Raw genomic sequence first — 21,910 nt, 5'->3', positions numbered from 1 at the left:
TTTCCGGGCCCCTTCGGGTCGCTTGCCGTAGACGTCCTGTTGTACTGCGTGTTGCCCGATGCTAACCCGCTCGGCGAGGTCGCCTCACCTTTCGAGACCTCGCCGTGATCATCTCCGCCGAAGGGCAACTGAGCTGCTGCGTCTGTCTGTTCGCGGTCAAAGAGTCTCGTCGGCCGCGTCAGTCGGAGACATCCACGCCGTAGCCGCGGGCGAGAGCGACCAGTCCCCGGTCGTACCCCTGGCCCACCGCACGCAGGGCACGAACGGCAACGGCAGTTCGAGGCGCGCCGCCTCCCGCAGCGAGGCGCGCAGCACGCCCGCCAGCACCCGGGTGTCGTCGAGCGCGTCGTGTGCCCTGCGCCGGGGGAACACCGTAGTGGGCGGCGAGCGTGCCCAGCCTGAGGTCCTCGGTCGGCGGGTCGACCCGTCGATGCAGCGCGAGGGTGCACAGGCGACGGGCTACCGGCAGCGCCGCGCCGGCGCGGGCGAACTCATGGGCGAGGAAGTCGTAGTCGAACTGCGCGTTGTGCGCGACGAGCCCCCGGTCCCGCTGCATCCCGGCGATCCGCGGCGCGACCTGGTCGAAGACCGGCGCACCCCGCAGCCTCTCGGCCGTGAGCCCGTGGACATGCACCGGCCCGGGATCGCAGCCGAGGTCCAGGAGCGTCGAGAACTCGTCCGTCTGTTCCCCGTCCGGCCCCAGCACCCCCAGGGCCACCGCCAGCACCCGGTCCCGTCGGGCGACGAGTCCTGACGTCTCCACGTCGAGCACCGCCCAGTCGTGGGCGTGGTCGCGCAGGCCGGGCGAAGGCGGGGGAGAGGAGAGACGTGGAGGAAGGATGGAGGGATCTTCACCATTCCTTCAACCCGGATGCCGATTCATCCGGATACGTGGATGGCGAACGACACCCTCTAGGGTGAGGACGTGCGACTGCTCCTGATGTCCGACACCCACCTGCCCAAGCGCGCCAGGGAACTGCCCGCCCCCCTGCTCGCCGAACTCCCGCACGCCGACGTGGTGTTCCACGCCGGGGACTGGGTCGACACGGACACCCTCGATCTGCTGGAGGCGCGCTGCCGCAGGCTCGTCGGGGTGTACGGGAACAACGACGGGCCGGATCTGCGGGCCCGGCTGCCGGAGGTGGCCTTCGCGGATCTGGGCGGGCTGCGCTTCGGCGTGGTGCACGAGACGGGCGCCAAGCAGGGCCGGGAGCAGCGGTGCGCCGCCCGCTTCCCCGACCTGGACGTACTCGTCTTCGGCCACAGCCACATCCCCTGGGACACCACGGCCTCCACCGGCCTGCGTCTGCTGAACCCGGGCTCCCCGACGGACCGGCGCCGCCAGCCCCACTGCACCTACATGACCGCCACGGTCGCCGACGGACGGCTCACGGACGTGGAACTGCACCGGCTGCCGCCCCGCGCACCGCGCTGAACCGCCCGGCCGTGCCCGTGCAGTGATCGCCGCATGGGTCCGGACGAGGGGTACCTCCTGAATCCGGACAACCGGCAGGCCGAGGAGATCGACGGGCATCTCGCCGCGGTGGAGGCGGGCCGCCTGGACCTCGCGACCTCGCCGATGATCTCGGCGTGGGGCCGCACACCGGCAGGCGACGGCTCCCACCTCCTCGTCTAGAGTCGCTCCCATGACGGAGGCACCGGCTCTGCACCGCGGCGCACGCTCCCGTGACGCGATCCTGGACACCGCCGGTGAGCTGATGTCGCTCCACGGCTACGCCGCCACGTCCATCTCGATGATCTCCACCGCATGCGGTCTGCCGGTGAGTTCGATCTACTGGCACTTCGGAAGCAAGGACGGGATCTACGTCGCGGTGCTGGAACGCGCCAGGACGGCGCTGCTGGCCGCCCTGCCCCCGGCCGAGGTGCCGGGGGCCGACGTCGGGCAGCGTCTGGACACCTTTCTCGGCGACTTGGCGGGCGCCTTGCGGCACCACCCGCGGGGTGTGAAGCTGCTGCTGGGGCTGGGTACGGTGCAGAAGGACGCCAGCGCGGCGGCCCTGACCGAGGTGCGCCGCTACCGCGACGCGCTGGTGGCCTGGGCCCGGGATTCCGTCAGTTCCGTCTTCGCCCTGCACGACCGCCCCGAAGTGGCGGACGAACTGGCGCGCTTCACTCTGAGGATGACGACCGGGACCGCGGTGGCCCGCTGGTTCGAGCCGGACGCGGTCCTGGAGACCGAACCGCTGCGCGTGGCGTTGCTGGCGCTGGCCGCCCACCACGGCGTTGGCGTCCGCGTCAGCGGGGGCCGTGGCGCGGAATCATGACGCGGCCTCGTAGGCGCCGATGTCACAGGCTGCGCCCTGCGGGCGGGCGACGCCGCGCTGGTCGGTGTCCGGGCAGCCGACGGCCGCGTCCAGAGCGGGACTGCCGGGGAGCAGCGCGACGGTGTCGGTGGGGCCGCCGTTGTCCGTCAGCGGCCCGAACAGGGCCGTGCGGCTGGGCAGATCGCCCGCCGCGGTCAGTCGGCAGCTGCCGTCGCCGTCGAGGTTGTGGCCCTGCGACGCGATGGTCGCGAATGCCTTCTTGCAGTCGGCGGGCGCCCCGTCGACCGTGTTGTTCGCGATGACGGAGTTGCGCAGCGTCAGGCGCCCCAGGGGAAGATCGACGATGTCGGGGATCGGCGCGGGCAGGCTGTCGAGGTAGGCGGGGGCGATGTTGATCCCGCCCCCGCCGTCGCTCGAACGGTTGCCGGTGATGGTGGAGTTGAGGATCTCCACGGCTCCGGTGCCCCGGATGTCGATGCCTCCGCCGTATCCGGCGAGGCTGCCGGGGCGGTCGCCGGGGTTCGTCACCCGGTTGTCCGCGATCGTGGAGTTGGTCACGGTGCCGGTGTCGTCGAATCTGATGCCCCCGGCCTCTCCCGCGGTGTTCCCGCTGACGGTGCTGTCGATGAGGTCGAGGTGGGAGTCCGGGACGTTGAAGACGCCGCCGCCGTAGCCCGCGGAGTTCCCTTTCACGGTGACCCGTCGCAGTGTCATGTGATGTCCGTTGGCGATCGCGCCACCACCGGTGTCGGTGATGGGGAGTTCGCGTTGTCTGGCCACGCCTCCGGTGATCGTCAGATCGGACAGCCGGGAGTCCGCCTGCATGCGGAAGGCCCGGTCGAGGCGGTTGGCGTCGATGACGGTGGTCCGTGCGCCGCCGCCCTTGATCGTGACGGGGGCGGCGACGTTGAGGTCGCCCGTGGTGGGGTCGGGGTTGTCGCCGATGATCAGCCGCGGGTCGGGCGGGATCGTCAGCCGGTAGTGGCCGGGAGGCAGCGTGATCGTGCTGCCCGGCCGGGCGTTGGCGGCCATCACCGCGGCACGCAGGCTGCATCGGCCCGAGGCGGTGAGGCACCGGCCGTCCGCACCGTCGGCGTCGACCGCGTCGGACGTGGTGTCCACGGTGTATTCCGCAGGACCGGAGTCCACGGGAGCGGCGGCATGGGCCACGGGGAGTGCGGCGGTGGTGAGGAGGACGGCGGTGATGGCGGCCGTGACGGCGGTGCGTTTCATCTGGAACCCCTCTCGGCGAGGCATCCGGGCATACCAGGGCCCGGCTGCTGCGGGGACTTCGTGGAGCACGTCGTGCCGGTGAGCGGTGCGCGGTTCGCACGGGGTGCGGCATCAGGGCGTCCGGAGGTGCGCCTTCCGCGTACCGCCTCGCGTTCTGGAGGGAGCGTTCCATTCAGAGTGGCTGATGTCCACCGACGCACTGCGAAATGGCCGAATGGGGATGCCGCCGCCACGGGCCGGGCGAGGTCGACGCGGAGCGAGGACCCGTGGTCCCCTGCGCCTCCGGCAGGCCGGTGCCGGGGAAGCCGGACTCCAGTTCCACACGGTGGCGTTCAGGAAGAAGGCCATCATCCGGTACTGCCCCACGGGCATGACGATCGCGATGAGATGAGGTGTGAAGATTTTAGGGACCCCGCCCCCCGGCTCGTGGGGAGCGAGGGCCAGCCGTTCGCGGGTCCGCGGGTCCCGCTGCTCCTCGGGGAGCGACATCAGCCGCGGACGGCTCGGTCGGGCGGCTCCGTCGCGCTGGGGCGGGGCGGCCTCCGGTCTCCGGGGGTACTCACCCTGGGAGACCGGCCGCACGCCGGGCGGTGACGTGCCGGGAGCGGTCAGCCCGTCGGGTCGAGGACGATCTTGCGGACGCCGTCGGAGCGGCCCGCGAACAGTTCGTACGCCGCCGGTCCGTCCGACAGGGCGAAGCGGTGGGAGACCACGACCTCGGGCTTGATCCGTCCGGCACGGGTGAGAGCGATCAGGGGAGGGAGCTCGTAGTGCACCGAGCACAGCCCGATGGCGAACTCCAGTTCCTTGACCTGCGCCAGGTACATGTGGAACGGGAAGGCCTTGTTCTGGCTGACCCCGATCACACTGACCCGGCCCGCCTGCCGTACGGCCTTGCAGGCGAGCTGGATGGTGGCGTCGGACCCCACGGCCTCCACGACGGCGTCCGGCCCGCGGCCGGCGGTCATGTCCCGGACGGCCGACCGCACGTCGTCCCCCTCGACCGGCTCGACGCCCAGTCCGGCCGCGAAGGCGCGGCGTTCCTCGACCAGGTCGACCCCCAGCACCCGTGCAGCGCCCATCGCGAAGGCGGACTGAGCCGCCATCAGGCCCACCGGGCCGAGGCCCACGACCAGGACGGTCTCACCCGGCTGGATACGGGCACGGCGGCAGCCGTACCAGGCGGTGGGGGCGTTGTCCGTCAGGACGACGGCGGCCTCGTCGGAGATGTCCTCGGGCACGTGCACCAGGTTGACGTCGGCCTGGGGCACCGCCAGGGCCTGGGCCTGGCTGCCCGGGAGCTTCGGACCGACTCCGTAGCAGAGCTCCGTGCTCGACGTGGCGCGCTCGCACCGGGCGGTGAACCCGGCCGCGCACTGCCGGCACTGCGCGCAGCCGACGGAGGCGGGCACCAGGACCCGGTCGCCGGGCTTGAAGCGGGTGACCTGGCTGCCGGTGTCGACGACCACGCCGACGCACTCGTGGCCCGGCGTGTAGCCCAGCTCCGGGCTGAACGCGTTGCCCTCGTAGATGTGCAGGTCGCTGCCGCAGATGCCGGCCGCGGTCACCCGCACCACCGCGTCCGCGGGGCCGGTGACGGCCGGGTCCGGGACGTCCCCGTAGCGGATGTCGTGACGGCCGTGGTAGGTCAGTGCCTTCATCGGATCTCTCCCTCCCCTCGGCCCGGTCAGTCCGCGATCTTCAGCACCAGCTTGCCGTGGTTGTCACCACGGAACAGGCGCATCAGGGTCTCGGGGAACGCCGTGACCGGGCCGGACACCACGTCCTCCAGGGACTTCAGCCGGCCCTCCGCCCGCCACGCGGCCATCTGCGCGATGCCCTCCGCGTACCGGCCGGCGTAGTCGAACACCACGATGCCCGTCATGGAGGCGCGGTTGACCAGCAGCGACAGGTAGTTGGCGGGGCCCTGCGGCTTGGTGCTGTTGTACTGGGAGATCGCGCCGCAGACCACGACCCGGGCGCCGCGCGCCAGTCGGAGCAGCACGGCGTCCAGCACGTCGCCGCCGACGTTGTCGAAGTACACGTCGACGCCCTCGGGGGCGTGCTCGCGCAGCGCCTTGCGGACGTCCTCGCTCCGGTAGTCGATCGCGGCGTCGAACCCGAACTCCTCCACCACCATCCGGCACTTGGCCTCGCCGCCGGCGATGCCGATGACCCTGCAGCCGAGGATCTTGGCGATCTGCCCGACGACGCTGCCGACGGCCCCGGCCGCTCCGGAGACCACGACGGTCTGCCCCGGCTCGGGACGTCCGACCTCGATCAGGCCGAAGTAGGCCGTCAGACCCGACATGCCGAGCGTGCCGAGGTAGGTCGGCAGGGGAGCGGCCTCGGGGTCGACCTTGGTCACGCCGCGTCCGTCCGACACGCAGTACTCCTGCACACCGAACGTGCCCGACACATGGTCGCCGACCGCGAACCCGGAGTGCCGGGAGGCGACCACCCGTCCCACCGCGCCGGCGCGCATCACCTCACCGATCTCCACCGGGCGGATGTAGGACCGGCCGGCGTTCATCCAGCCGCGCATCGCCGGGTCGATCGACAGGAAGAGCACCTGTACCAGGAACTCCCCGTCGCCCGGCTGCCCCGCCGGCTCCTCGACGTGCTCCCAGTCGGTGGGGGCGGGCTCTCCCACGGGACGTGCGGCCAGGCGTATCTGGCGGTTGATCGTGCTCATCTGCGGCGACTCTCCTCGGCTGCATACCGTCCAGTCGGTACGGCCGTGAGCGTACGGGCGCCCGCCGTCCGAGGCAAGAGCCGGGCCGCAACGACGTGCGGCTCCCGCGGACGGCGGCGCCCGGGGAGTGAGCTATCCCTGCCCGGGCACGGCCATCTCGCCGAGGAGCGACCAGTCGTCCTGCGGGACGTTCGCGTTCACGATGCGCGGCGTCTCGGCCAGATGCGGGGGCAGCGTCTGCTGCGCGGCCTTGAAGTGCGCGGACTGCACGTGTGCGGCTCCGGCCTCGTCGTCGCGGAAGGCCTCGACGAGGACGTACTCCGACGGCTCCTCCACGCTGCGCGACCAGTCGAACCACAGGCAGCCGGGCTCGGCACGTGTCGCCCGGGTGAAGTCGGCGGCGATCTCGGGCCAGCGGTCGGCGTGCTCCGGGCGGACCCGGAACTTGGCGGTGATGAAGATCATGGAGTTCCCTTCGCGGTGTGCTGTTCGATCACTGTGTCAGGAGGGGCGGCGCGGATGCACCGCGCCCTCCGTCGCGCTCAGCGGCGCTCCGCTGCCGCCCCAGCGCAGTGCCACGATCTCGGCGGCGACCGACACCGCCACCTCCTCGGGCGTACGGGCCCCGAGGTCGAGGCCGACCGGTGAGCGCAGCCGTACAAGTTCGCCTTCGGTGAGTCCGGCCTCGGACAGCCGCGCCGTCCGGTCGGCGTGGGTGCGGCGGCTGCCCATCGCCCCGATGTAGGCGGCGGGGCGGCGCAGTGCCTCCGTCAGCAGCGGCACGTCGAACTTCGGGTCGTGCGTAAGGACGCAGATCACCGTGCGCTCGTCCGTGGCCGTCTCCCGAAGGTAGCGGTGCGGCCATTCGGCGACCACCTCGACGCCCTCGGGGAAGCGCCGCGGCGTGGCGAAGACGGGGCGGGCGTCGCAGACGGTGACCCGGTAGCCCAGGAAGGCGCCGATGCGGGCCACGGCCGCGGCGTAGTCGATCGCGCCGAAGACCAGCATCCGCGGCGGCGGGGCGAACGACTGCAGGAACACGCTGACGGCGTCCTCGCGGCGCTGCCCCTCGGGCCCGTAGTGCCGCAGGCCGGTCGCGCCGAGGGCGAGTTCGCCGCGGGCGTCGGCGGTCACGGCCGCGTCCAGGCCGCTCGTGCCGAGCGTGCCGAGGGTCCGGTCCGGCCACACGGCGAGGGCGGCCCCGCGCGGTGCCGGTCCGTCGGTCACGGTCGCCACGGTGACCGGTTGGCCCGCCGCGACCGCGTCCGCGACCGCGCCGAAGCCGGGATCGCGCTCGGGTGTGACGGCACGCACGAGCAGCGTGATCTCGCCCCCGCAGGTCAGGCCGACCGCGAAGGCGTCCTCGTCGCTGTAGCCGAAGGTCTCGAGACGGGCCTCGCCGTCCGCGGCGACGGCCTGCGCCAGCTCGAACACCGCGCCCTCGACACACCCCCCTGACACGCTGCCCACGACCTCGTCGTCCGGGCCCACCGCCATCGCCGCGCCCGGGTCGCGCGGCGCACTGCGGCTGACCCCGACCACCGTCGCGAGACCGAACGGGACCGCGGCCGCGTACCAGCGGCCGAGCACCGGCAGAACGTCACGCACGAGCCGCTCCTCTCCCTGCGGGCACCTCGCCGGGTACCCCGGCGGCGGTTAATTCCGTTGTGGCCCCCCGCGCCGGTCTGCTGCACTGCCCAGGACAGCGACGCCGACAGTTCCGAGGAGTTCCCGAATGCGCACTGCGTGCATGTCCCCCCAGTCAGGAAAGGACCTCTCTCCGAAGGACATGACGCTCCGTGCACATGCTCAACCTTGGAATTCTCGCCCATGTCGACGCCGGTAAGATCAGCCTGACCGAGCGGCTGCTCCATTCGGCCGGTGTGACCGACGAGATCGGCAGCGTCGACGACGGCAGCACCCGCACCGACACCCTGGCCCTGGAACGGCAGCGCGGCATCACCATCAAGTCGGCCGTCGTGTCGTTCCCGCTCAACGGCGTGACCGTCAATCTCATCGACACCCCCGGCCACCCGGACTTCATCGCCGAGGTGGAGCGCGTCCTCGGCGTGCTCGACGGCGTCGTCCTCGTGATCTCCGCCGTGGAAGGTGTGCAGGCACAGACGCGGGTGCTGATGCGGACGCTCCAGCGGCTGCGCATCCCGACCCTGCTCTTCGTCAACAAGATCGACCGGAGCGGCGCCCGCCACGAGGCGGTGCTGCGGGAGATTCCGGCGCGGCTGACGCCCGCGATCGTGCCGATGGGGACCGCCACGGCCTCGGCACCCGCGCCGCCCGCTTCACCCCAGGGCCGGGCCCGGCCGGCGCCCTGGACGTCCTGGCCGAGCACGACGACGCGCTGCTGACGGCGTACGTCGAGAACACCGTCACGGACGCGCTGCTCCACGCGTCCCTCGTCCGGCAGACACGGGAGGCGCTCGTGCACCCCGTCTACTTCGGTTCCGCCGCCACGGGTGCGGGCGTGACGGCGCTGCTGTCCGGCGTCGAAACCCTGCTCCCGGTGGCCGGCGGCGACGCGGACGGGCCGGTCTCCGCCACCGTGTTCAAGATCGACCGGGGCCCTGCGGGGGAGAAGGTCGCCTACGCCCGGATGTTCTCCGGGACCCTGCGCACCCGCGACAAGGTCCCCTTCGGAGCGGACGGAGCCGAAGGCAGAATCACCGGTATCAGCGTCTTCGGCCACGGCACGCAGACCCGTGCGGAGTCCGTCGGGGCGGGCCGGATCGCCTGCCTCACCGGGCTCGCCGACATCCGGATCGGCGACGCGATCGGCGAACCCCGCAAGACGCACGAGCACTTCTTCGCCCCGCCGACCCTGGAGACGGTCGTGGTCCCGGGCCCGGACACCGACCGGGGAGCGCTCCACGTGGCGCTCACCCAGCTCGCCGAGCAGGACCCGCTGATCGGTCTCCGTCGCGACGAACGCCGCCGCGAGACCTCCGTGTCCCTGTACGGCGAAGTACAGAAGGAGGTCATCCAGGCCACCCTCGCCGGGGAGTACGGCTTGGAAGTCACCTTCCGCGAGACGACGCCCCTGTGCGTCGAGCGGCTCGTCGGCAGCGGGCACGCAGTGGAGTTCAACAAGCAGGACCCCAATCCGTTCCTCGCGACGGTGGGCCTGCGCGTCGAGCCCGCCCCGGTCGGCTCGGGCGTCGCCTTCCGGCTGGAGGTGGAGCTCGGCTCGATGCCGTTCGCCTTCTTCAAGGCCGTCGAGGACACCGTGCGCGAGACCCTGGAGCAGGGCCTGCACGGCTGGCGGGTCACGGACTGCGTGGTCACCATGACCCACAGCGGCTACTCGCCCCGCCAGAGTCATGCCCACCAGGGATTCGACAAGGGCATGTCGAGCACGGGCGCCGACTTCCGCGGCGTCACCCCACTGGTGCTCCTCGAGGCGCTGCGGCGGGCCGGGACGCGGGTCCACGAGCCGGTGCACCGCTTCCGCATCGAGGCGCCCGCCGACACCCTGGGTGCTCTGCTGCCGGCCCTCGCCCGGTCCGGGGCCGTTCCGGAGACGACGCGCAACAGGGACGAGCGCTGCGTCCTGGAGGGCACCGTGCCGGCCGCCCGGGTGCACGCCCTCCAGCAGGAGCTGCCGGGGCTCACCCGTGGGGAGGGCGAGCTGGAGAGCTCCTTCGCCCACTACGCCCCGGTCACGCACGGCACGATCCCCGAACGCCCGCGCACCGACCACAACCCGCTGAACAGGAAGGAGTACTTGTTGAACGTGACACGAAGGGTGGGTGGTTGACGTGTGAGGGTTCCCCGAGCGGGAACTTACTCTGGAGTCAGGGGTGTTGACGGTGTCCTGATATGGCCGGACTGTAATGGACATGCCGACTATCCGAGCGCGTCTGCTGGTCGTCCTGGCTGTCCTCTCAGGCTCCGTCTCGGTGGCGGGCGTACCGCCGGCCACCGCCGCGCCTCCGTCCGGTTCCCTCTGGTTCGACGATCCCACCGTCACCGTGCAGGGCGGCCGCTTCACCGACGCCCACGGCCGCGAGATCGTGCTGCGCGGCTACAACGTCTCCGGCGAGACCAAACTCGCGGAGAACAAGGGCCTGCCCTTCGCCTCGGTCGCCGACGCCCGCACGTCGGCGACCGCGCTGCGCGCCCTCGGCGGCGGCAACACCGTCCGCTTCCTGCTGTCCTGGGCGTACGCCGAGCCCGAGCGCGGCCGGGTGGACCCGGCCTATCTGGCCGCCGCGACCGACCAGATGAAGGCCTTCCTGGACGCCGGCATCCGGGTCTACCCCGACTTCCACCAGGACCTCTACTCCCGGCACCTCTTCGACCGCGACAGCTGGTACACCGGCGACGGCGCCCCCAAGTGGGCCGTGGACGCCGGGAACTACCCGGACGAGTCCTGCGGGATCTGCCTCTTCTGGGGACAGAACATCACCCAGAACGAGGCCGTGAAGCGCGCCTCGTACGACTTCTGGCACAACGCGCACGGTGTGCAGGACGCCTTCCTCGCCACCGCCCAGAAGACCATGGCGTATGTGCGACAGCACCTGAGCGCCGACCAGTTCCAGGGCATCGCCGGCTTCGACCCCTACAACGAGCCGCACGCGGGGGTCCACGACTCCGGGCAGACCAGCCGCTCCTGGGAGAAGGACCTGCTCTGGCCCTTCTACGAGAAGTTCCGGGCCCGCATGGACGCGGCCGGCTGGCGCGACAAGCCCGCCTTCGTCGAGCCGAACCTCTTCTGGAACGCCAACCTCGACTTCCAGAAGCAGGAGGGCGGTCTGCTGGACGCCGGCCCACTCGGCCCGCGCTACGTCTTCAACACCCACTTCTACGATCAGAAGGCCATCTCCGGGGTCTTCATGTGGGGCAAGGCGGCCGACGGCCAGTACACGGGCGACTTCCGCACCGTCCGCGACCGGGCCGCCGCCGCACGGACCGCAGCCGTGGTCAGCGAGTTCGGGCACCCCCTCGCCGGCACCGTCTCCGACAAGGCGCCGACCGTCCTCAAGGCGATGTACCAGGCGCTCGACTCCCGCCTCAAGGGCGCCGACTGGTGGTCCGACCCGGCCGCCTCGGGGCCCGTGCTCTCCGCCTCGCAATGGCAGTGGGACCTCTACAACGGCCGCCATCGCGAACCGATGAACGGCAACCCCGACAAGGTGCTCACCACCGGCGACGCCTGGAACGACGAGGACCTGTCCGCCGTACGTCTCGACGACGCCGGCAAGCCCGTGCTGCGCCAGGACGCCCGGCTCCTGGACCGCCTCTACCCGAGCGCCACGGCCGGTGAGACCGTCGGCTTCACCTACGAGGACCGCTCCCGTGACGGCTCGACGACCCTGACCTGGAACCCGGTGCCCGGCTCCCTGCCGAACGTGCAGCGGCTGGTGGGGTCCGGCCAGTACGGGCTTCTGCTGTGGCGCTCGAACGGCGGCCCGGCACCCACCGAGGTGCACCTGCCGGCGAGCTTCCCGACCGCGTCCACCACGGTCGTCTCCGACCTGGGCACGGTCCACGGCCCACCGGCCTACACCTCGACGACCCCGGTCGGCGTGGCGCTGGAGCCCGGCGGCACGGGAAGCCGCCGCCTGCTGCTCACCGCGCGGGACTCGGGCGTCCTGCACTACGCGCTGGTGACCAACGGGGCGACGGCTCCCTCTGCGGAGCTGCTCACCGCGGCCCGCTCCGAACTCGCCGCGTGGGCCGCGAAGGAGGTCAGTTAGCGGAGGGGCTCGTCCAGTCGGCCGCGACATGGCCGAGCCGGACGCGCTGCGGGTGGTCACCGACCGGCACGGACACGACCTTCTTCCCGGAGGCGAAGTCGATGGCCGTGACCTGGTCGGTGCCGCTCTCGGAGACCACGCAGGACTTGCCGTCACCGCTGACGGTGGCCCAGTAGGGCTTGGAGGCGGTGACGAGCGGGCCCTCCTGGAGGGTGGTGCGGTCGACGACGGTGGCGTAGTCGTCCATGGTGCCCGCGACGCACAGCTTGCGCCCGTCCGGGCTCATCGAGATGCCGTGGTGGCGCGAGTCGTTGACGAAGGTCGTGCGGTCGTCGCTGGTCGCCGGGTTCTTCGGCAGGGTCTTGGTGCGGGTGATCTTGTCGGCGGCGACGTCGTACTCGAAGAAGCCGTTGAAGAAGGAGACCTGGAAGTACAGCTTCGACTCGTCCGGGGAGAAGGCGGCGGGGCGCACCGCGTCGGAGTAGTCCTTCAGGCCGAGCGCGTCGAGCTGCGGGCGCATGTCGATGACCTTGACCTGCTTGTACGTCGTCGCGTCGACCACGGTGATGCGCCGGTCGCCCTTCGTCCAGTCCAGCCACGGGGCGTCGGTCTGCGTGTTCACGTCGCCGATCGCCATGTTGTAGATGTACTTGCCGTCGCCGGTGAAGATGTTCTCGTGCGGCTTGTCGCCGGTGCCGAACCTGCCCAGTTCCTTGCCGGAGACGATGTCCAGCACGTGCACGGTGTTGGACGTCGACGCGGATACCGCCACGCGCTTGCCGTCGGGGGAGACCGCCATGTGGTCCGAGCGGTAACCGGACACCGCGAAACGCCAGTTGAGCTTCCCGGAGGCGAGGTCGATCGAGACGACGTCCGCGAAGCTGGGCCGTGAGACGACCACCGCCGTCCCGTCCGGCGTGGAGTACATGTCGTCGACGAACTGGTCGTGCCCCTCGCCGACGCTGTTGCGGATCGCCATGAAGTAGATCCACTTGATCGGGTCGGCGTTGATCGCCGCCATCCGCTCGTCCTTGTCGGGGACGACGTCGATCCGCCCGATCTTCGCGAAGTCACCGCCGGAGCGGATCACATCGGCGGTGCCGTCCCAGTTGTTGCCCACGAACAGCACCTCGCGCAGCGCGCCGGAGGAGCCCGGGGCCGCGGTGGCGGCGGTCGCGGGGACGGTGACGGTCAGGGCCAGGGCTGCGGCTGCGGCTGCGGAGCACAGGTGCCGGCGTCGGAAGACGGGCATGGCGGCTCCCCTCTCTGCTGTGGGGTCGCTGCTGCGGAGCGAGCTTTGTGAGTGGGACATGCCAAAGCGGATGGCGCGTGGAAACTGAACACACGTGCTTTCAAAGTGAACTTACTGCAAAGTAAGGAAGGGGTGGCCTTCTCCACAAGACCGCGTGCACGACAAAATCGGTGTTCGAACGACGAAGGGAGAGCCGGTGCCGGGCAGACTCAGAGCGCCGACCGGCCGCTACGGCGGCAAGACCGCAGAGGAGCGGCAGGCCGAGCGACGCCGGCGGTTCCTCGACGCCGCGCTCCAGCTGTTCGGCGACACCCCCGGCTTCCGCTCCACCACGGTCGCGGCGCTCAGCGAAGCGGCCGGACTGTCCACCCGGCAGTTCTATGAGGAGTTCCGCACGCTGGAGGATGTGCTCGCCGCGCTGCACCTCCAGGTCAACGGCTGGGCCGAGGCCGCGGTGCTGGAGGCGGCCGCGGCCTCGGCCGACCTGCCGCTCGTGGAGCGCGCCACGGCCGTCTTCCGCGCCTACGCGGGGAACGTCACCGCCGATCCGCGCCGCATCCGCATCACCTTCGTCGAGATCATCGGCGTCAGCCCGCGCCTGGAGGAGCAGCGGCTCGCCCGCCGGGCCGACTGGGTGGAGCTGATCTGCGCCGAGGCCGACGCCGCCGCCGCACGCGGGGAGGCCGCACCCCGCGACTACCGCCTCCCCGCGACGGGCTTCATCGGCAGCGTCAACGGTCTGCTGCACGACTGGAGTGCGGGCTGGGTCGACGCGACCCTCGGCGAGGTCGTCGACGAACTGGTCCGGCAGTTGCTGGGCCTCCTGTGGCCGCCGGGATGGAAGCCGGAAGGGTGACGGTGGTTGCCGGGTGGGTGGGTGCGGAGGGGCCCGGCTGGACCAGGGCCTGACCGGCTGTCAGCTCAACAACCGCTTCCTGACCGCGGCGAGGACTTCCGTGCGGCTGCGCGGGCCGTTGTCGGCTGCGATGAGGTGGTCGCCGATACGCAGCGAGAAGGTGATCAGGCAGCGGGCCTCGACATCGTCCTCGTCGGGACAGAAGGCCCCGTAGAGCTCACGCAGATAGTCCATGCGCCGGTTGTCGGCTCGGCGGAGGCAACGCGCGACGCCTTCGTCGCGCCGGGCCCAGTCCCGGATCGCAAGCTCGACCCCGGCGCTGGTCACGGGTGTTTCGCTGGACCCTACGAAGTCGAAGAGACGCCCGAGCCGCTCGCGGGCGTCACCGCCTTCGCGCTCGATCCGCTCGATGACATCCTCGGCGACCCCGCGCTCCCAGGTGTCGAGCATCTCCTCCAGCAGGCCGGCACGGTTGCGGAAGTAGCCGTAGAAACCGCCCTTGCTGACGCCGAGCGCCTGGGCGAGGACCTCGACCCGGACCGCCTCGGGGCCACCGGCGGCGAGCGCCCGCAGCCCTTCCTCGATCCACTTGTCCCGCGGTGTACGGATCGCGCCCATGCTGTGCCTTCCCTCACGTGTCCCGCCAAGTATACGGAGGCGTATAGATGGGTCTATGCTCGATCTATACGCCACCGTATAGACAAGGATCTGCCATGAGCGGTCTGCGCCTTCCCTCAACCGACCACACGTCCCGCCCCTGGCGGATCCACGAGATCGCCGGCGACTTCCGGCTCGAGGATCTGTGGGTCCTGCCGACGCCGGGCGGCCCGGACGACCTGCATCACCTGGTCCGGCAGATGGCGGACGGCAAGGGCGGTCCGGACGGCGGCAACCCCGTGGGCCGTTTCCTTTTCGCAGTGCGCTGGAAGGTCGGCGCGCTGCTGGGCTGGGACAAGCCGGACTCGGGTGTCGGCGGCCGGGTGGCGACGCTGCGCGACCGGCTGCCGGACGACCTGCGCGAGGGGCCGCAGGGCCCCGACCTCAGCGCGGCGCCCTTCACATCGGTCTTCCAGACACACGACGAGTGGGCCGCCGAGTACGCCAACAAGACCATGCACGGGGTGATGCACATCGGCTGGGTGCCCGACGGGAAGGGCGGCTACCGCGGTCAGATGGCCGTCCTGGTGAAGCCCAACGGCCGCCTCGGCTCCCTGTACATGCTCGGCATCAAACCTTTCCGGTACCTGGGGGTGTACCCGGCCCTGATGCGGTCGATCGGCCGGGAGTGGCGAGAGAACGCGGCGCGCCGAACGGCGCGCTGACGCCTCTCCTCCCGGTAACCCGGGCTCCACCCGATCCCCCGCCCCCCGAACGGCGGGGGCTCGGGCGAAAAACCCGAGGGTCCACCAGAACCGCTCAGACCGAAACCAGCACCGCGAGTTCCGCCGCGACCACCATCGCGACCGCCAAGAGCGCCAGGGCGAGCAGCCGCGCGCGGAGCCTTCGGTACAAGGCCTCGTACTCGTCCCGCAGTTCCCGCCCGCGCCGGGCCGTGCGCTGCCACGAGGCCCGGGCGAGGCCGAGATGCTCCGCCGCGAACCGCCGCTCCACCTCCGCCCGTTGCTCCGCCGACAGCCAGTCGAGCCCGGAGGTGAACCGAGCGGCCGCCCTGCGTGCCTCCTGGTGCGCGGCTGCGGCGAGCAGATGACCCTCGACGTCGTTGTGGAACGCCCGCAGATCCACGGGGAGCCCTTCCATGGCGGTCATCGCAGCGTCAGCTCCCGCTCCGCCGCCGCGATGGCGTCGTGGTGCAGGTCGAACGCCGGGGACTCGCTGCGGATCCGCGGCAGGGCGACGAAGTTGTGCCGCGGCGGCGGGCAGGAGGTCGCCCACTCCAGGGAACGCCCGTAGCCCCACGGGTCGTCGGTCGTGACCTTCTCGCCGTACTTCGCCGTCTTCCACACGTTGTAGAAGAACGGCAGCATCGACATGCCGAGCAGGAACGAGAAGACGCTCGACACCGTGTTGAGAGTCGTCAGGCCCTCCACCGCCAGATAGTCGGGGATCCGCCGCTGCATGCCTCCGGCGCCCAGCCAGTGCTGCACCAGGAACGTGCCGTGGAAGCCGACGAACAGCGTCCAGAAGGTGATCTTCCCGAGCCGCTCGTCCAGCATCCTCCCCGTGAACTTGGGCCACCAGAAGTGGAACCCGGAGAACATCGCGAAGACCACCGTCCCGAAGATCACGTAGTGGAAGTGCGCGACCACGAAGTACGTGTCGGAGACGTGGAAGTCGATCGGCGGCGAGGCCAGCAGCACACCCGTGAGCCCCCCGAACACGAACGTGACCAGAAAGCCCGTCGCCCACAGCATCGGCGTCTCGAACGACAAGCTCCCGCGCCACATCGTGCCGATCCAGTTGAAGAACTTCACACCGGTCGGGACGGCGATGAGGAACGTCATGAAGGAGAAGAACGGCAGCAGCACACCGCCGGTGACGTACATGTGGTGCGCCCACACCGTCACGGACAGACCCGCGATCGCGATGGTCGCGCCGATCAGACCCGTGTAACCGAACATCGGCTTACGGGAGAAGACCGGGATGACCTCGGAAATGATGCCGAAGAACGGCAGGGCGATGATGTATACCTCTGGATGGCCGAAGAACCAGAAGAGGTGTTGCCACAGCAAGGCGCCGCCGTTGGCGGAGTCGAAGATGTGGGCGCCGAACTTGCGGTCCGCCTCCAGCGCGAACAGGGCCGCGGCCAGGACCGGGAAGGCGAGCAGGACCAGCACACCGGTCAGCAGCACGTTCCAGGTGAAGATCGGCATGCGGAACATCGTCATGCCCGGGGCGCGCATGCAGATGATCGTGGTGATGAAGTTGACCGAGCCGAGGATGGTGCCGAAGCCGGAGAAGGCCAGACCCATGATCCACATGTCGGCGCCGATGCCCGGGCTGCGGACCGCGTCCGACAGCGGGCTGTAGGCGAACCAGCCGAAGTCGGCCGCGCCCTGCGGGGTGAGGAAGCCACCGACCGCGATGAGCGAGCCGAACAGGTACAGCCAGTAGGCGAACATGTTCAGCCGCGGGAAGGCCACGTCGGGCGCGCCGATCTGCAGCGGCATGATCCAGTTCGCGAAACCGGCGAACAGCGGCGTCGCGAACATCAGCAGCATGATCGTGCCGTGCATCGTGAACGCCTGGTTGAACTGCTCGTTCGACATGATCTGCAGACCGGGCCGGGCGAGCTCGGCGCGCATGACCAGCGCCATGACGCCGCCGATGACGAAGAACGCGAACGACGTCGCCAGGTACAGCGTGCCGATCGTCTTGTGGTCCGTGGTCGTCAGCCACTTGAGGTGCCTCATGCCCCGCCTGTGTCCGCGCCCGGGCCGGGCGTCACACTTCACCGAAGCGACGAGCATCACGCAATCGGGTGTGACGATCGGGAAAGTGCCGGACACGAACGGGTCATGAGCAACGACGAGATCTTCGCCGCTGCCTACCGCGAGCACTACTGGGCGGTCAGCCGCTATGTCGCACGGCGACTGGACGGACGGACCCTCGACGTGGAGGAAGTGGTGGCGGAGGTGTTCACGGTGGCCTGGAGGCGCCGGGCGGACCTGCCGCCCTCCCCGCTGCCCTGGCTGTACGGCGTGGCGCGCAACTGCCTGGCCAACGCGGTACGCGGCCACGGGCGCCGCCGACGGCTCCTCGACCGGCTCGGCAACGACGACACCGCGCACGGACGGCACATCGCCGCGGGCCCCGAGGCCGACACCCCCGGCGCCTGGGTGCACGAGGCACTCGCCCGCCTCTCCCCGGCCGATCAGGAGGTACTGCGTCTCACGGCCTGGGAGGAACTCGGCGTCGACGAGGTCGCCGTCGTCCTCGGCTGCGGCAGCCGGGCCGCCGCCATGCGGCTGCACCGGGCCCGGCGCCGGCTCAGAGCGGAGATCGACCGGGTACGTCCCGAGGCCCCGACCGCCGAGCACCCCTGCATGACCGCCCCGAAGGAACACGGCCATGGCTGATGAACTCGAACTGCTGCGCGGCGCCGACCCGGTTCCGCCCGACGGCCCCCACTTCGGTGACGGCCCCCTCGACCACAACGCCGAACGGCGACTGGAGCGACTGCTGCGACAGCAGGAGGACCGGCTCCCGGACGGCGCGGGGATGCTCCCCGGCCGGTTCCCGGGGAGAGCACGGCTGCTGCCCGGCCGCACGCGCGCACGGTGGGGCCGGTTTCCCAGCCACACGGGCGCGCGGTCGGGTCCGCTCTCCGGCCGTCCGCGGGCGCGGCGAGGTCCGGGGACCGGCCGTCCGCCGGGCCGGCTGCTGCCGGTGTCCGGGCGGCTGCGGCTGGCCTGGGGCGTTGTCGCCACCGCCGTCGTCGCCGCCCTGACCCTCACCCTCGTGCTGAGCGGCGCGAGCACCCCACCCGCGGTCGCCGCGCCCCGCCCGCTGGTGGTCGAGTCCGGCTCCACACCCGTGTCCCTGGACCGAGTGGCCGAACGGGCCGCGGCCGCCGCCGAGGCCCCCGGCGCGCCCCGCCTGCGCAAGGGGACACACGTGCAGTCCTGGAGCCTCGGCATGTCCGACGACAAGCCCCCGATCACCCTGCCCGAGGAGCGCATCGTGCGCTGGAGGGCCGACGACAGCCACACCGAACTCGTCGTGGCCACCGACCCCGGGCACCCGGGCCGCCCGGTCCTCTCGGACGCGGGCGGCAAGCCGCACCTCGTCGACGACGGCCACGTCCTGCTCGACCGGACGTACCCGCCGAGCTGGAGCGACGCCCCGCCCCACTCACCCCCGCCCGGGGACCCGGCCCGGCTGCGCGCCTATCTGATGGAGGCTCAGTTCACCGACACGTCGCTCACCACGCCCCAACTGCTGGACGCCGTGGCGACGCTCCTGGACCACTGGACCCTCGGCGCACGTCAGAGCGCGGCGCTGGCCCGGCTGCTGGCCGGCGCCGAGGGGCTGCGGCCGGCCGGCCGGGTGACCGACCGGCTGGGCCGGCAGGGTCAGGCCTACGTGAACGACGACGGCGGCGTCCGCCGCATGCTGATCATGGACCCGGCCACCGGCGCGGTCCTCGGCCTGGAGAGCACCGTGACCCGGCCGGAGCCCGCGTTCGGCGTGGAGTCGGGCGACGTCATGTCGTACAGCGCGTGGATGCGCTGATCACGACGGCCGCTCCGCGCCGTGACGGAGACGGGTCCTCACCGGCCCCGGCCGCTACTCGTCCCAGGCCTGGACCAGCGTCTGCTCGGTGATCTTCCCGTCGCGCAGCGACAGCATGGACTCGGACAGGACGCGCACCCCGTCCGCGTACTCGCAGCTTTCGCAGTAGGCGGCCTCGTCGCCCTGGATCACGCAGCGCTCCAGCTTGTGCGACATGTCGCGGCTGTAGACGTCCTCCAGCATCCGCCCGATCTCGTCCCGGCCGTGCAGGACCTTGGGGTGGCTGGGCTGGGTCGTGTGGTCCACGATGCGCAACTCGGCGTCGTCGGCGTAGAGGGAGAGCAGGATGTCCGGGGTGTGACCTTCCAGGCCCTGGCGCAGGGTCTCTCGGTCGAAGGCGGGGGCTGCGGCGGTTCCCATGATGACCTCCTTCGAAGGGCCGCGACCCGCCGGGAGCGGGCCGCGAAAGGCCTCTCCTGTCGAGCCTGCTCCCGCCCGGCTGAGTCGGCAAGCCCGGCCCGGGCACTGGGCCTGTCGGGTGAGCGGCACCGCCCGCCCGCGTTGCGCCAGGCGTGGTCTCAACACGGCGTATCGTCGCCGTCGTTGGCTCTCGCCACCGGGGTCACGGGCCCGCCGCGCCGAGGGCTAACCAGGCTCCGGCGGAGGCGAAGAGCCCGCTCAGCCCGATGGCCACATTCGACTCACTGACCGTGAGCGACATCCCCGCCGAGCACAAGGACGTGATCCCGCGCTCCTCCTCGCAGCCGGCCGGGCTCAACCGGCTCAACGACCTCGACCAGCTGAACCAGGTCGTCGGTCTGGTCTCCCCGCTCTCCGGCTTCGTCCCGAACACCCGCTGACCGCCTGCGCGTGCGAGTGGGCCGCCCGGACCCGGGCGGCCCTCACCCCGTGCCCGGGATCAGTCCGCCGTGGCGAGGAACTGCGTCGCCGCCAGCTCCGCGTAGAGCGGATCGGCCGTCACGAGCTCACGGTGGGTGCCGACCGCCCGCACCCGGCCCGCGTCCATCACCACGATCCGGTCGGCCATCGTCACCGTGGACAGCCGGTGCGCCACGACGAGGACCGTGGTCGACCGGGCCACGTCCGCGACGGTGTCGCGCAGCGCCGCCTCGTTCACCGCGTCCAGCTGCGAGGTCGCCTCGTCGAGCAGCAGCAGCCGGGGGCGGCGCAGCAGCGCGCGGGCGATGGCGACCCGCTGCCGCTCACCGCCGGACAGTCTTGTGCCGCGGTGCCCGACCAGCGTGTCCAGGCCACCCGGCAGCCGGGCGACCAGGTCGTCGAGGCGGGTCGTCTTGAGCACCCGTGCGAGGGCGTCCTCGTCGGCCTCCGGATGGCCCAGCAGCAGGTTGTCCCGCAGGGACCCCGACAGGACCGGCGCGTCCTGTTCCACGTAGCCGATCGCGGCACGCAGCCGGGGCAGCTCCCAGTCGTCGAGATCCTGCCCGTCCAGGGTGATCACGCCGGACTCGGGGTCGTAGAACCGCTCGATCAACGAGAAGACGGTGGTCTTGCCAGCGCCGGACGGGCCGACGAACGCCGTCATGCCCTGCGCGGGCACGGTGAAGCTCACGCCGTGGTGGACGTAGGGCAGGTCCTCGGCGTAGCGGAAGCGGACGTCGTCGAAGGCGAGTGCGGCGGGCCGCGCGCCGGGTGCGGGCAGCCCGGCCGCCTCCGCGGCCGGCTCGGCGGGCAGCCGCAGCGCCTCCTCGATGCGGGTCAGGGCCGCCGCCCCCGTCTGGTACTGCGTGATGGCACCGACGACCTGCTGGATCGGCGACATCAGGTAGAAGACGTACAGCAGGAACGCCACCAGCGTCCCCACGTCGACCGCGCCGGTCGCCACCCTGGCGCCGCCCACGGCGAGGACCGTGATGAAGGCGACCTGCATGGACAGCCCCGCCGTGTTGCCCGCGGCGGCCGACCACTTGGCGGCCCGCACGCTCTGCCGCCACGACTCCTGCGCCGCCTCGTGCAGCGTCCGCTCCTCCCGGTGCTCCGCGCCGGACGCCTTCACGGTGCGCAGGGCGCCCAGGATCCGCTCCAGCGAGGCACCCATGACCCCCACCGCGTTCTGTGCCTCACGGCTCGCCTTGTTGATGCGCGGCACGATCACCCCGAGGACCACGCCCGCGCCCAGGATCACGGCCAGGGTGACGCCCAGCAGCACGGCGTCCACCAGCCCCATCATCACGATCGTGGCGATGAGCGTGAGCCCGCCCGTGCCCAGGCCGACCAGCGAGTCGGTGGTGACCGCGCGCAGCAGGGTGGTGTCGGAGGTGATACGGGCCATCAGGTCGCCGGGCTCGCTGCGGTCCACGGCGATGATCCGCAGCCGCAGCAGATACGACGACAGCGCGCGCCGCGCGCCGAGCACCACCGACTCGGCGGTGCGGGTCAGCACGTACGAACCCAGCGCGCCCAGCGCCGCGTTGGCCACGACCAGCGCCGACATCGCCAGCAGGGCACCGGTGATGGCCCGCTCGTGCGACAGGTCGTCGATCAGGTCCCGCGCCACCAGCGGCAGCAGCAGCCCGGTCGCCCCGGTGACCAGGGAGAGCAGCGCACCGGCGAACAGGGACCAGCGGTGCGGACGTACGTATCCGAGGAGCTGTCGCCACGGGGGTGTGGCGGTCCCGGTCTCTGCGATGCTCACGGCGCTCC

Annotated in this window: 20 protein-coding genes and 2 pseudogenes; 10 read left to right on the top strand and 12 right to left on the bottom strand. The window is 71.4% G+C overall.

The window, feature by feature from the left end:
- Window positions 1–252 precede the first annotated feature (252 nt).
- Window positions 253–799: pseudogene (locus ACFZDI_RS13220) on the bottom strand (exonuclease domain-containing protein); the annotation flags it as partial.
- Between the two features lie 126 nt (window positions 800–925).
- On the opposite strand from ACFZDI_RS13220, the gene ACFZDI_RS13215 reads away from it, so the two are divergent.
- From ACFZDI_RS13215 to ACFZDI_RS13205, 3 genes are read left to right on the top strand one after another with little or no spacing between them, the layout of a single operon-like run.
- A complete protein-coding gene (locus ACFZDI_RS13215) occupies window positions 926–1,435 on the top strand; it encodes a YfcE family phosphodiesterase (RefSeq protein ID WP_391250133.1) in 510 nt (169 codons plus the stop codon).
- 33 nt (window positions 1,436–1,468) lie between these two features.
- The gene (locus tag ACFZDI_RS13210; RefSeq protein WP_234847782.1) at window positions 1,469–1,636 is read left to right on the top strand and encodes a hypothetical protein; all 168 of its coding nucleotides are present in this window, start codon (window positions 1,469–1,471) and stop codon (window positions 1,634–1,636) included.
- 10 nt (window positions 1,637–1,646) lie between these two features.
- Complete coding sequence (locus tag ACFZDI_RS13205) at window positions 1,647–2,285, top strand: TetR family transcriptional regulator (protein ID WP_391250131.1); 639 nt, start codon at window positions 1,647–1,649, stop codon at window positions 2,283–2,285.
- Here ACFZDI_RS13205 and ACFZDI_RS13200 read toward each other — a convergent pair.
- The 5 genes from ACFZDI_RS13200 to ACFZDI_RS13180 all read right to left on the bottom strand — a co-directional run bounded on the left by ACFZDI_RS13200 (window position 2,280) and on the right by ACFZDI_RS13180 (window position 7,821).
- Entirely contained in the window at window positions 2,280–3,518 is a 1,239-nt protein-coding gene (locus ACFZDI_RS13200; protein WP_234847756.1) for a right-handed parallel beta-helix repeat-containing protein, read from the bottom strand. The genes ACFZDI_RS13205 and ACFZDI_RS13200 overlap by 6 nt on opposite strands.
- A 608-nt stretch (window positions 3,519–4,126) precedes the next feature.
- On the bottom strand, window positions 4,127–5,179 hold the full coding sequence (locus tag ACFZDI_RS13195; RefSeq protein ID WP_234847755.1) for an alcohol dehydrogenase catalytic domain-containing protein: 1,053 nt from the start codon (window positions 5,177–5,179) through the stop codon (window positions 4,127–4,129).
- Between the two features lie 26 nt (window positions 5,180–5,205).
- Window positions 5,206–6,213: an NADP-dependent oxidoreductase gene (locus tag ACFZDI_RS13190; protein ID WP_234847754.1), complete on the bottom strand. Its 1,008-nt coding sequence runs from the start codon at window positions 6,211–6,213 to the stop codon at window positions 5,206–5,208.
- A 132-nt stretch (window positions 6,214–6,345) separates the two neighbouring features.
- The gene (locus ACFZDI_RS13185; RefSeq protein ID WP_391250128.1) at window positions 6,346–6,678 is read right to left on the bottom strand and encodes an antibiotic biosynthesis monooxygenase; all 333 of its coding nucleotides are present in this window, start codon (window positions 6,676–6,678) and stop codon (window positions 6,346–6,348) included.
- Window positions 6,679–6,714: 36 nt separating this feature from the next.
- Window positions 6,715–7,821: an XdhC family protein gene (locus tag ACFZDI_RS13180; RefSeq protein WP_391250126.1), complete on the bottom strand. Its 1,107-nt coding sequence runs from the start codon at window positions 7,819–7,821 to the stop codon at window positions 6,715–6,717.
- 191 nt (window positions 7,822–8,012) lie between these two features.
- Here ACFZDI_RS13180 and ACFZDI_RS13175 point away from each other — a divergent pair.
- Window positions 8,013–9,985 (top strand): annotated as a pseudogene (locus ACFZDI_RS13175) (GTP-binding protein).
- 76 nt (window positions 9,986–10,061) lie between these two features.
- Window positions 10,062–11,927 (top strand): cellulase family glycosylhydrolase, encoded by a 1,866-nt coding sequence (locus ACFZDI_RS13170; RefSeq protein WP_391250124.1) that lies wholly within the window; start codon window positions 10,062–10,064, stop codon window positions 11,925–11,927.
- Here ACFZDI_RS13170 and ACFZDI_RS13165 read toward each other — a convergent pair.
- Entirely contained in the window at window positions 11,920–13,179 is a 1,260-nt protein-coding gene (locus tag ACFZDI_RS13165) for a YncE family protein (protein WP_391250122.1), read from the bottom strand. The two genes, ACFZDI_RS13170 and ACFZDI_RS13165, sit on opposite strands and share 8 nt — an antisense overlap.
- Window positions 13,180–13,375: 196 nt before the next feature.
- On the opposite strand from ACFZDI_RS13165, the gene ACFZDI_RS13160 reads away from it, so the two are divergent.
- Window positions 13,376–14,035, top strand: coding sequence for a TetR family transcriptional regulator (locus tag ACFZDI_RS13160; protein WP_391250120.1), 660 nt, complete (start codon window positions 13,376–13,378; stop codon window positions 14,033–14,035).
- Between the two features lie 60 nt (window positions 14,036–14,095).
- Here the strand turns inward: ACFZDI_RS13160 and ACFZDI_RS13155 are convergent, their stop codons facing one another.
- Window positions 14,096–14,653, bottom strand: coding sequence for a TetR/AcrR family transcriptional regulator (locus ACFZDI_RS13155; protein ID WP_361112533.1), 558 nt, complete (start codon window positions 14,651–14,653; stop codon window positions 14,096–14,098).
- Between the two features lie 95 nt (window positions 14,654–14,748).
- On the opposite strand from ACFZDI_RS13155, the gene ACFZDI_RS13150 reads away from it, so the two are divergent.
- Entirely contained in the window at window positions 14,749–15,357 is a 609-nt protein-coding gene (locus ACFZDI_RS13150; RefSeq protein WP_391250117.1) for a DUF2867 domain-containing protein, read from the top strand.
- Between the two features lie 94 nt (window positions 15,358–15,451).
- On the opposite strand, the gene ACFZDI_RS13145 is transcribed toward ACFZDI_RS13150, so the two are convergent.
- The gene (locus ACFZDI_RS13145; protein ID WP_391250115.1) at window positions 15,452–15,802 is read right to left on the bottom strand and encodes a hypothetical protein; all 351 of its coding nucleotides are present in this window, start codon (window positions 15,800–15,802) and stop codon (window positions 15,452–15,454) included.
- Window positions 15,799–17,406, bottom strand: a complete 1,608-nt coding sequence (gene ctaD, locus ACFZDI_RS13140) for a cytochrome c oxidase subunit I (RefSeq protein ID WP_391250113.1) — start codon at window positions 17,404–17,406, stop codon at window positions 15,799–15,801. The genes ACFZDI_RS13145 and ctaD overlap by 4 nt, the downstream gene beginning before the upstream one ends.
- Before the next feature lie 105 nt (window positions 17,407–17,511).
- Here ctaD and ACFZDI_RS13135 point away from each other — a divergent pair, with 105 nt between their 5' ends.
- Window positions 17,512–18,072: an RNA polymerase sigma factor gene (locus tag ACFZDI_RS13135; protein ID WP_234850094.1), complete on the top strand. Its 561-nt coding sequence runs from the start codon at window positions 17,512–17,514 to the stop codon at window positions 18,070–18,072.
- A complete protein-coding gene (locus ACFZDI_RS13130; RefSeq protein ID WP_391250111.1) occupies window positions 18,065–19,228 on the top strand; it encodes a CU044_5270 family protein in 1,164 nt (387 codons plus the stop codon). The genes ACFZDI_RS13135 and ACFZDI_RS13130 overlap by 8 nt, the downstream gene beginning before the upstream one ends.
- Window positions 19,229–19,282: 54 nt before the next feature.
- Here ACFZDI_RS13130 and ACFZDI_RS13125 read toward each other — a convergent pair whose 3' ends face one another.
- On the bottom strand, window positions 19,283–19,648 hold the full coding sequence (locus ACFZDI_RS13125; RefSeq protein ID WP_234850096.1) for a nuclear transport factor 2 family protein: 366 nt from the start codon (window positions 19,646–19,648) through the stop codon (window positions 19,283–19,285).
- A 266-nt stretch (window positions 19,649–19,914) separates the two neighbouring features.
- Between ACFZDI_RS13125 and ACFZDI_RS13120 the strand changes: the two genes are divergently transcribed.
- Window positions 19,915–20,088: a hypothetical protein gene (locus tag ACFZDI_RS13120; protein ID WP_391250108.1), complete on the top strand. Its 174-nt coding sequence runs from the start codon at window positions 19,915–19,917 to the stop codon at window positions 20,086–20,088.
- Between the two features lie 59 nt (window positions 20,089–20,147).
- Here the strand turns inward: ACFZDI_RS13120 and ACFZDI_RS13115 are convergent, their stop codons facing one another.
- Window positions 20,148–21,902 carry an ABC transporter transmembrane domain-containing protein gene (locus ACFZDI_RS13115; protein ID WP_391250106.1) on the bottom strand — a complete coding sequence of 585 codons (1,755 nt, stop codon included), beginning with the start codon at window positions 21,900–21,902 and terminating at the stop codon, window positions 20,148–20,150.
- Window positions 21,903–21,910 lie beyond the last annotated feature (8 nt).

Source organism: Streptomyces sp. NPDC007907 (genome assembly GCF_042959365.1).
In the GTDB taxonomy this organism is placed as follows: domain Bacteria; phylum Actinomycetota; class Actinomycetes; order Streptomycetales; family Streptomycetaceae; genus Streptomyces; species Streptomyces indiaensis.
This window is presented reverse-complemented; position numbering and strand designations above follow the sequence as displayed.

Excerpts from the sequence above, each read along its gene's own strand:
- ACFZDI_RS13210 (WP_234847782.1), top strand. The coding sequence starts at position 1,469 with ATGGGTCCGGACGAGGGGTACCTCCTGAATCCGGACAACCGGCAGGCC.
- ACFZDI_RS13205 (WP_391250131.1), top strand. The coding sequence starts at position 1,647 with ATGACGGAGGCACCGGCTCTGCACCGCGGCGCACGCTCCCGTGACGCG.
- ACFZDI_RS13200 (WP_234847756.1), bottom strand. The coding sequence starts at position 3,518 with ATGAAACGCACCGCCGTCACGGCCGCCATCACCGCCGTCCTCCTCACC.
- ACFZDI_RS13195 (WP_234847755.1), bottom strand. The coding sequence starts at position 5,179 with ATGAAGGCACTGACCTACCACGGCCGTCACGACATCCGCTACGGGGAC.
- ACFZDI_RS13190 (WP_234847754.1), bottom strand. The coding sequence starts at position 6,213 with ATGAGCACGATCAACCGCCAGATACGCCTGGCCGCACGTCCCGTGGGA.
- ACFZDI_RS13185 (WP_391250128.1), bottom strand. The coding sequence starts at position 6,678 with ATGATCTTCATCACCGCCAAGTTCCGGGTCCGCCCGGAGCACGCCGAC.
- ACFZDI_RS13170 (WP_391250124.1), top strand. The coding sequence starts at position 10,062 with ATGGACATGCCGACTATCCGAGCGCGTCTGCTGGTCGTCCTGGCTGTC.
- ACFZDI_RS13165 (WP_391250122.1), bottom strand. The coding sequence starts at position 13,179 with ATGCCCGTCTTCCGACGCCGGCACCTGTGCTCCGCAGCCGCAGCCGCA.
- ACFZDI_RS13155 (WP_361112533.1), bottom strand. The coding sequence starts at position 14,653 with ATGGGCGCGATCCGTACACCGCGGGACAAGTGGATCGAGGAAGGGCTG.
- ACFZDI_RS13150 (WP_391250117.1), top strand. The coding sequence starts at position 14,749 with ATGAGCGGTCTGCGCCTTCCCTCAACCGACCACACGTCCCGCCCCTGG.
- ACFZDI_RS13145 (WP_391250115.1), bottom strand. The coding sequence starts at position 15,802 with ATGACCGCCATGGAAGGGCTCCCCGTGGATCTGCGGGCGTTCCACAAC.
- ctaD (WP_391250113.1), bottom strand. The coding sequence starts at position 17,406 with ATGAGGCACCTCAAGTGGCTGACGACCACGGACCACAAGACGATCGGC.
- ACFZDI_RS13135 (WP_234850094.1), top strand. The coding sequence starts at position 17,512 with ATGAGCAACGACGAGATCTTCGCCGCTGCCTACCGCGAGCACTACTGG.
- ACFZDI_RS13130 (WP_391250111.1), top strand. The coding sequence starts at position 18,065 with ATGGCTGATGAACTCGAACTGCTGCGCGGCGCCGACCCGGTTCCGCCC.
- ACFZDI_RS13125 (WP_234850096.1), bottom strand. The coding sequence starts at position 19,648 with ATGGGAACCGCCGCAGCCCCCGCCTTCGACCGAGAGACCCTGCGCCAG.
- ACFZDI_RS13120 (WP_391250108.1), top strand. The coding sequence starts at position 19,915 with ATGGCCACATTCGACTCACTGACCGTGAGCGACATCCCCGCCGAGCAC.